Source organism: Paenibacillus chondroitinus NBRC 15376 (assembly GCF_004000765.1).
GTDB lineage: Bacteria > Bacillota > Bacilli > Paenibacillales > NBRC-103111 > Paenibacillus_E > Paenibacillus_E chondroitinus.
In genome coordinates this window covers 20,207-27,134 of sequence record NZ_BILW01000065.1, presented here as the reverse complement: position 1 = coordinate 27,134, position 6,928 = coordinate 20,207, and the positions used below count along the sequence as shown (strand labels likewise).

9 protein-coding genes and 1 pseudogene are annotated in these 6,928 nt (G+C 46.3%); all 10 read right to left on the bottom strand.

The features are described 5' to 3' along the window. Positions 1-692: pseudogene (locus tag PCH02S_RS33490) on the bottom strand (hypothetical protein); the annotation flags it as partial. A gap of 73 nt (positions 693-765) precedes the next feature. Beyond that, a complete protein-coding gene (locus PCH02S_RS33485; protein ID WP_127458437.1) occupies positions 766-1,413 on the bottom strand; it encodes a ribonuclease HII in 648 nt (215 codons plus the stop codon). 136 nt (positions 1,414-1,549) lie between these two features. Beyond that, positions 1,550-2,413 carry a ribosome biogenesis GTPase YlqF gene (gene ylqF, locus PCH02S_RS33480; protein ID WP_127458436.1) on the bottom strand — a complete coding sequence of 288 codons (864 nt, stop codon included), beginning with the start codon at positions 2,411-2,413 and terminating at the stop codon, positions 1,550-1,552. Positions 2,414-2,424: 11 nt separating this feature from the next. Further along, positions 2,425-3,051, bottom strand: coding sequence for a signal peptidase I (lepB, locus tag PCH02S_RS33475; protein ID WP_127458435.1), 627 nt, complete (start codon positions 3,049-3,051; stop codon positions 2,425-2,427). A 93-nt stretch (positions 3,052-3,144) separates the two neighbouring features. Continuing rightward, on the bottom strand, positions 3,145-3,486 hold the full coding sequence (rplS, locus tag PCH02S_RS33470) for a 50S ribosomal protein L19 (protein ID WP_127458434.1): 342 nt from the start codon (positions 3,484-3,486) through the stop codon (positions 3,145-3,147). A 168-nt stretch (positions 3,487-3,654) separates the two neighbouring features. Then, positions 3,655-4,407: a tRNA (guanosine(37)-N1)-methyltransferase TrmD gene (trmD, locus tag PCH02S_RS33465; protein WP_127458433.1), complete on the bottom strand. Its 753-nt coding sequence runs from the start codon at positions 4,405-4,407 to the stop codon at positions 3,655-3,657. Then, positions 4,404-4,919, bottom strand: coding sequence for a ribosome maturation factor RimM (rimM, locus tag PCH02S_RS33460; RefSeq protein WP_127458432.1), 516 nt, complete (start codon positions 4,917-4,919; stop codon positions 4,404-4,406). The genes trmD and rimM overlap by 4 nt, the downstream gene beginning before the upstream one ends. An 84-nt stretch (positions 4,920-5,003) precedes the next feature. Beyond that, on the bottom strand, positions 5,004-5,234 hold the full coding sequence (locus tag PCH02S_RS33455; protein WP_047672782.1) for a KH domain-containing protein: 231 nt from the start codon (positions 5,232-5,234) through the stop codon (positions 5,004-5,006). A gap of 26 nt (positions 5,235-5,260) precedes the next feature. After that, complete coding sequence (gene rpsP, locus PCH02S_RS33450; protein ID WP_127458431.1) at positions 5,261-5,533, bottom strand: 30S ribosomal protein S16; 273 nt, start codon at positions 5,531-5,533, stop codon at positions 5,261-5,263. A gap of 36 nt (positions 5,534-5,569) precedes the next feature. Continuing rightward, positions 5,570-6,928, bottom strand: coding sequence for a signal recognition particle protein (gene ffh, locus PCH02S_RS33445; RefSeq protein ID WP_127458430.1), 1,359 nt, complete (start codon positions 6,926-6,928; stop codon positions 5,570-5,572).

Genomic DNA, 6,928 nt, shown 5'->3' with positions numbered 1-6,928 from the left:
TCCGGCGGCCGCGCGGGCCACACAGCTGCGGCGGAAGCCCGCAGCTCTCTAAGCACCGCGACGACCTGCTTCGCAGTGTCGGCTGCGGGATGCCCTGGCTCCTGCTCCAGCAATTTCGCAGCCTGCTGCTCCAGCTGCTCCAGCACCTTCCCAACTGGAGGGCCGGAAGTAACCTGTCTTAAAGCCCCTACTGTTTCTTGTGTAAGGGGCAAACCCTTTTTGTGGGCTAGTACTGCAGCTTGCGCCCATTCTTCCTTATTCACACCCTCAGGTATGTTACTCATCAAAGTTTCAAAAGCTTTTACCGTTTCCTTGGATACGGGAACGCCTTCCTGCTGCATGAGCTGAACCATTTGCCGATTGCCGGCCGTATCCTTAACCGAAAAGGCTTTAAGGAGATCCCCGAGGGAATCTTCTGTAATCAGTACATCCGACGCTGTCAACGGCTTCATCATAATTTGTCCGCCGCTTGATTCCGGTTGAACCTGCAGGTAAGTCACATCTCCTTGCTTAAGAGGAGTTTCCAGTTTGGCTCTGACTTGTACGCCACCTATATTAAGTAATGCTTCTTGATCGCTAAGCAGTTGAAGAACGACACCTTTGACAACTTGTCCTACTTTTAGTTCAAGCACCTTGCTATCCGAAGCCGTTAAATCACCCACCAAGCTGCGAATTAATCCACTTATGTTCATCCGTTCACCTCAAATCTTTCTATCCCTTATGTATATTATCGGCTGCTTCTCGCCATTTCTGAATAAGATGAAGTCAGATGAAGTCCAGTTCCAATTGTTCAGACTGCGGCTGCGTTTCTTTCTCTTCCAGCTGCGCCATCACTTTGCGTATAAATAACTTACGGTGGAGCGCCGTCGGACCATAGCGCAATAGCATCTCTCTATGGTGCTTTGTGGCATAACCCTTATGTACCGCGAATCCGTACTCGGGATATTGCTCATCCCAATCAGCGCACATCCGATCCCTCGTCACCTTGGCGATAATCGATGCTGCTGCAATAGATTGACTTAATGCATCTCCATGTATAATAGCCGTTTGTGGAATTTCCAAATCTACCTTCTCTGCGTCCACAAGTAAATAATCCGGTACTTGGCTTAACTGCTCGACAGCCTGCTTCATAGCCAATCTGGCAGCTTGTTTTATATTAATCTCTTCAATCTTGTCAACATCAACAATGCCAACCCCTACTGCTAATGCTTCGCTCATAATTTGATCATAGAGGGCATCCCGTTTTTTCTCAGAGAGTTTCTTGGAATCATTGACCCCATCCAATACATACCCTTGCGGAAGAATGACAGCTGCCGCAACGACATCTCCGAATAAACATCCTCTTCCTACCTCATCAATCCCGGCAACAAGGCTGAATCCTTGCTCCCATACTTCTTTTTCGTGCTCCAGCAATGGCTTTCGCCCCTTTCCATCTCATCATTATAAGGGATTGCCGCTTCGCCAAGCTACACCCATTTTTTTCAGCAAAAAACCACCTCCGCCCCGCCTTAACAACTCGGTCCGAAAGTGGCTTTTTATGTTTCTCGTATTACTGAGGCTTTTCCAAGGAAATACGCCCCATTTTACCTGCTCGAAGGTCACGGATGATAATTAAGGAAGCTTTATCCAAATCCACTTTACCACCGCTAACAATGGCTCCGCGCTTCCGACCGATTGCCTCCATCACCTTAACCACTTCGTGCACATTCTCCATATCCTCCGGAAGGTCGGTTACTCCGAATCGCTCTTGAAGAGCTGCACCATAATGTTCAACCATATAACGAACAACAAAAAGCGCAATTTCATCCAAATGCAGCAATTCTTCTTTAATCGCACCGGTCGCTGCAAGACGCTGACCAACCAATTGATCCTCGAATTTCGGCCACAAAATACCTGGCGTATCCAGCAAGTCCATTTCCGTTCCGACTTTGATCCATTGTTGACCTTTGGTAACACCCGGTTTATCACCGGTTGCTGCGATTTTTTTACCCGCCAACTGATTGATAAGCGTTGACTTCCCAACGTTCGGAATGCCGACGATGAGCGCCCTTACAGCACGAGGATTAATCCCTTTGCTAAGTTGACGTTCAATCTTATCTGCCCACAGCTGTTTCACGCGGGGTAAAATTTCTTTGGTCGCTGTTCCAGTAGCTGCATCAATTGGCAATGCAGGCAGTCCTTGTTCAGCAAAATATTTCACCCATTGCGCTGTCACTTGGGGATCCGCCAAATCGGTTTTATTCAAAAGGACCAACCGGGGTTTGCCCTTCAAAATTTCATCTACCATCGGGTTCCGGCTGGAGAGCGGTACGCGGGCATCCAAGAGCTCAATGACGACATCAATCAGCTTTAGCTTATCTTCAATCTGCCTTCGAGCTTTGGTCATGTGACCGGGAAACCATTGAATGGTCATTCTATTTCACCTCAAAAATGTATAAAACTAATTTTGTTCAGCGGCCAGAAAATAACTTCCGCACGACCAACGATCTTTTCGAATGGAACGAAGCCTACACTTTTAGCACGGCTATCTTTCGAGTTCGGACGATTATCTCCCATTGCAAACAACTCTCCATCCGGCACTTTCGTTTCCGGGAAATCTGACAATGTGTTATAAGCATGTCCTTCTTTATTCGCTTGTTCGATGGCTTCCTTGATAAATGGCTGATCAATTTCTTGGCCGTTAATAAACACTTTATCGCCTGTTACTTTAACGGTTTCGCCTGGGAGCGCAATGACACGCTTAATGTAATCTTTCCCCTCCGGCGCATGGAAAACGATCACTTCTCCCCGTTTCGGTGCGCGAATATCATAGACAATTTTATTGACAATGAGTCGCTCGCCAGTAGAAAAATTCGGACGCATGGAATCACCATCGACGATGAAAGGTGAGAACAGGAACCAGCGAATAATAATAACGAGCACGCCCGCGATTACTAATGCTTTAATCCATTCCCAAGTTTCGCTTTTTGCTGTTTTTACAGGTTTTGCTGATACAGCTTCCGCGGTTGCAACTGAGCTTACTCTAGGCTGATCTTGCTCATTCTGTTCCATCACTGATTGCCTCTTTTCCAGTTTTGGTTTTATGTATATAGTTTGCCCTGTAAAAATGAAAAGGAGACTTGCCTAAACAAGCCCCCCGTTTTCTTATCGAATTTCTTTGATTCTTGCTGCTTTACCACGAAGACCACGCAGATAATAAAGTTTCGCACGACGAACTTTACCACGGCGAGCCACTTCAATCTTCTCAATCTTCGGAGAATGGAATGGGAAAGTTCTTTCCACACCCACACCGTAAGAAATTTTACGAACTGTAAACGTTTCGCTGATTCCACCGCCGTGGCGTTTGATAACAACACCTTCGAACAGCTGAATACGCTCACGTGTACCCTCGATAACTTTTACGTGTACTTTAAGTGTGTCTCCTGGACGGAAATTAGGAATATCCGTACGGAGTTGCTCTTTCGTAATCTCTTGAATAAGATTCATAGTTGACTCCCTCCTTCCACACAGGTGTTCATTCCGCTTATCTACATAGTATGTCTTAGCTGTTATGCGTAGAGGACCACCAGACTCGAACTGTTGAAAAATTCACAACAGAATATATATTATCATAGACAGAAAAGAAATTCAATAGAGAAGTTTTTGGGGGCTACTTCATTTGTTTTTCTCTTGCCATTCCATGATCCAAACCTTTTCTTCTTTGGTCAGCTCTCTACCTTCAAGCAAATCAGGACGGCGTTCAAGCGTACGATGGATAGATTCCTTACGACGCCAACGCTTCACGTTCTCATGATGTCCTGATAAAAGCATTTCAGGCACTTCCCACTCTCTAAACTTCGCCGGCCTTGTATAATGCGGGTATTCCAGCAGCCCTGTCGAGAACGAATCGGTCACCGCTGACATCTCATTGCCAAGCACACCTGGCAAAAGCCTCACTACGCTGTCTATAACGACCATAGCAGGCAATTCTCCGCCAGTTAATACATAATCCCCTATGGACAGCTCATCGGTCACCAGATACTGCCTAATGCGTTCATCGTACCCCTCATAGTGACCGCAAATAAACACAAGATGCTCTTCGCTTGAGAGTTCTTCGGCCATTTTCTGCGAAAACGGCTTCCCCTGCGGACACATGAGAATGACGCGAGGTTTTGCAGGTACTTCTCCTGCCTCTTGATGTTTAGGCAAAGCTTCAACTGCGGCAAAGATCGGTTCAGGCTTTAGGACCATTCCACCGCCGCCACCGTAGGGATAATCATCTACCGTATTGTGTTTGTTATTGGAATACTCACGAAAATTCACGGTATTTAGACTAACAATTCCCTTGTCACGAGCTTTCCCCAAAATGCTCGACGAAAATACCCCGTCAAACATTTCCGGAAACAAGGTCAATACATCGATTCTCATTCCATTAGTCCTTCCATCAAATGAATCCGGATTGTTTTGGCAGCAACATCCACATCCAGGATCACATCATCGATCACAGGAAGCAGCAGCTGTTTGCCTTTTGGCAAGTCCACAACCCAAACGTCATTTGCACCAGGCGTCAATACCTCAGAAACTAGCCCTAGCTCTTGGCCTTCTTCCGTTATGACCTTGCAGCCAATAATTTCGTGGTAATAGTATTCTCCCTCTTCCAAGGGCTGTTGATTCTTAGCTTCGATTTTTAGCAATGAACCTTTGAATTTCTCAACTTCATTAATATTGCTGAACTGCGTAAATTGGACGATAAACACATTTTTATGTAAGCGGGAGGTTTGAACCGTCACCGGCGTTTGCTTATTTTGAGGGTCAACAATAATTAAGGCATTTCCTTTGTCAAAGCGTTCTGGAAAATCCGTTTCCGGCACTATTTTCAATTCGCCACGAATTCCGTGGGTATTTGCGATTTTACCAACAGTTATGAGTTTCTCGGTCATTTGCGCTTGCCCAACCTCCACTATAATTTACCTTTCAAGACCATATAGGAAAAAGGTTAGGAACTGAATCCTAACCTAATTTCTTTATGAAACGATTTCAACGGCTACCCGCTTCGTTTCTTTCACTGCTGCTGACGTGACGACTGTGCGGAGCGATTTCGCAATCTTGCCCTGCTTCCCGATCACTTTACCGACATCGTCGGGGTGAACAGACAGCCTGTACTCAATTTTGTCATCCTTCTCCACGACAGCGACACGTACTTCTTCCGGATGATCTACAAGAGCCTTAGCAATAACGGTGATAAGATCCTTCATGAACCCACCCTCCGAAAGTTAACAGATTACTTCTGTAATTTCAGCTCGTGAAACTTAGTCATCAAACCTGCTTTGGAGAACAGGCTGCGAACTGTATCGGACGGTTGAGCGCCAGTCTGAAGCCATTTCAGCGCTTTTTCCTCATCAAGGTTTACAGCTGCTGGTTCTGCAATCGGGTTATAAGTTCCGATTTCTTCGATAAAACGACCATCACGCGGGGAACGGGAATCCGAAACCACCACACGGTAGAAAGGAGCTTTATGAGCGCCTACACGTTTAAGACGAATACGTACTGCCATGAAAAATCACCTCCTACTTAGAATAAAAAGCATTATTTAAAAGGGGAATTTAAATCCCTTGCCTAACTTCTTCATGCTTTTGGCGCCCTTCGGCCCCATCATGCCTGAAAATTGCTTCATCATTTTGCGCATATCATCGAACTGCTTAATGAAACGGTTGACCTCTTGTACCGAGTTCCCGCTTCCTAGTGCAATCCGCTTGCGGCGGTTTGCATTTAGCAGTTCAGGCTTGCGTTTCTCTTCCTTGGTCATCGACTTCACAATCGCTTCAACACGCGCCATTTGTTTGTCGTCGACTTTCATATCTTTCATGCCTTTGATCTTGTTCGCGCCTGGCAGCATCTCCAGGATCTGATCAAGCGGCCCCATCTTCTTCACTTGCTCCATTTGATCAAGGAAATCATCGAAAGTGAATTCGGCGTTGCGCATTTTGCGCTCCATCTCTTTCGCCTTGTCCATATCGATGCCCGCTTGCGCTTTCTCAATCAAAGTAAGCATATCGCCCATGCCAAGAATTCTTGACGCCATACGATCCGGGAAAAATGGTTCTAATGCATCCATCTTTTCGCCGCTTGCTACGAATTTAATCGGGCAGCCTGTTACCGCCTTGACAGATAACGCGGCACCACCGCGGGTATCGCCATCCAACTTGGTAAGTACGACACCTGTAAGCTCCAGCTGCTGATGGAAACTCTCCGCAACGTTGACAGCATCCTGACCCGTCATCGCATCTACAACTAGCAAGATTTCATCAGGATCAACGACGGAACGAACATTTTTCAGTTCATCCATCAAGTTCTCATCAATATGCAGACGACCTGCAGTATCAATGATCACATAATCATTGCCATTATCTTTGGCGTGTTGCAGACCCGCTTTTGCAATTTCAACAGGATTGACTTGATCTCCCAGTGAAAAAACAGGAACTTTTAACTGATCGCCGAGTACCTCTAGCTGCTTGATTGCCGCAGGGCGATAAATGTCACACGCAACCAACAGCGGTCTATGATTCTGCTTAAGCAGCATCTTGGCCAGTTTACCGGACGTCGTTGTTTTACCTGCCCCTTGTAAACCTGCCATCATAATGACGGTCGGCGGTCGATTGGAGCGCGCCAGCTTGCTTTGTGTGCCACCCATCAATGCCGTGAGCTCTTTGTTAACAATATCGATAACGACCATGCCCGGTGTAAAGGACTTCAGCACTTCTTGTCCGATAGCTTGTTCCTTCACCTTAGCAATAAAGTCTTTCACCACTTTAAAGTTAACGTCCGCTTCAAGCAGAGCGAGTCTGACCTCGCGAAGCGCTTCGCCTACATCTTCTTCCGTCAGCTTACCTTTGCTTCTCAGCTTGCCGAATACGTTCTGTAATCGGTTGGCTAATCCTTCAAATGCCAT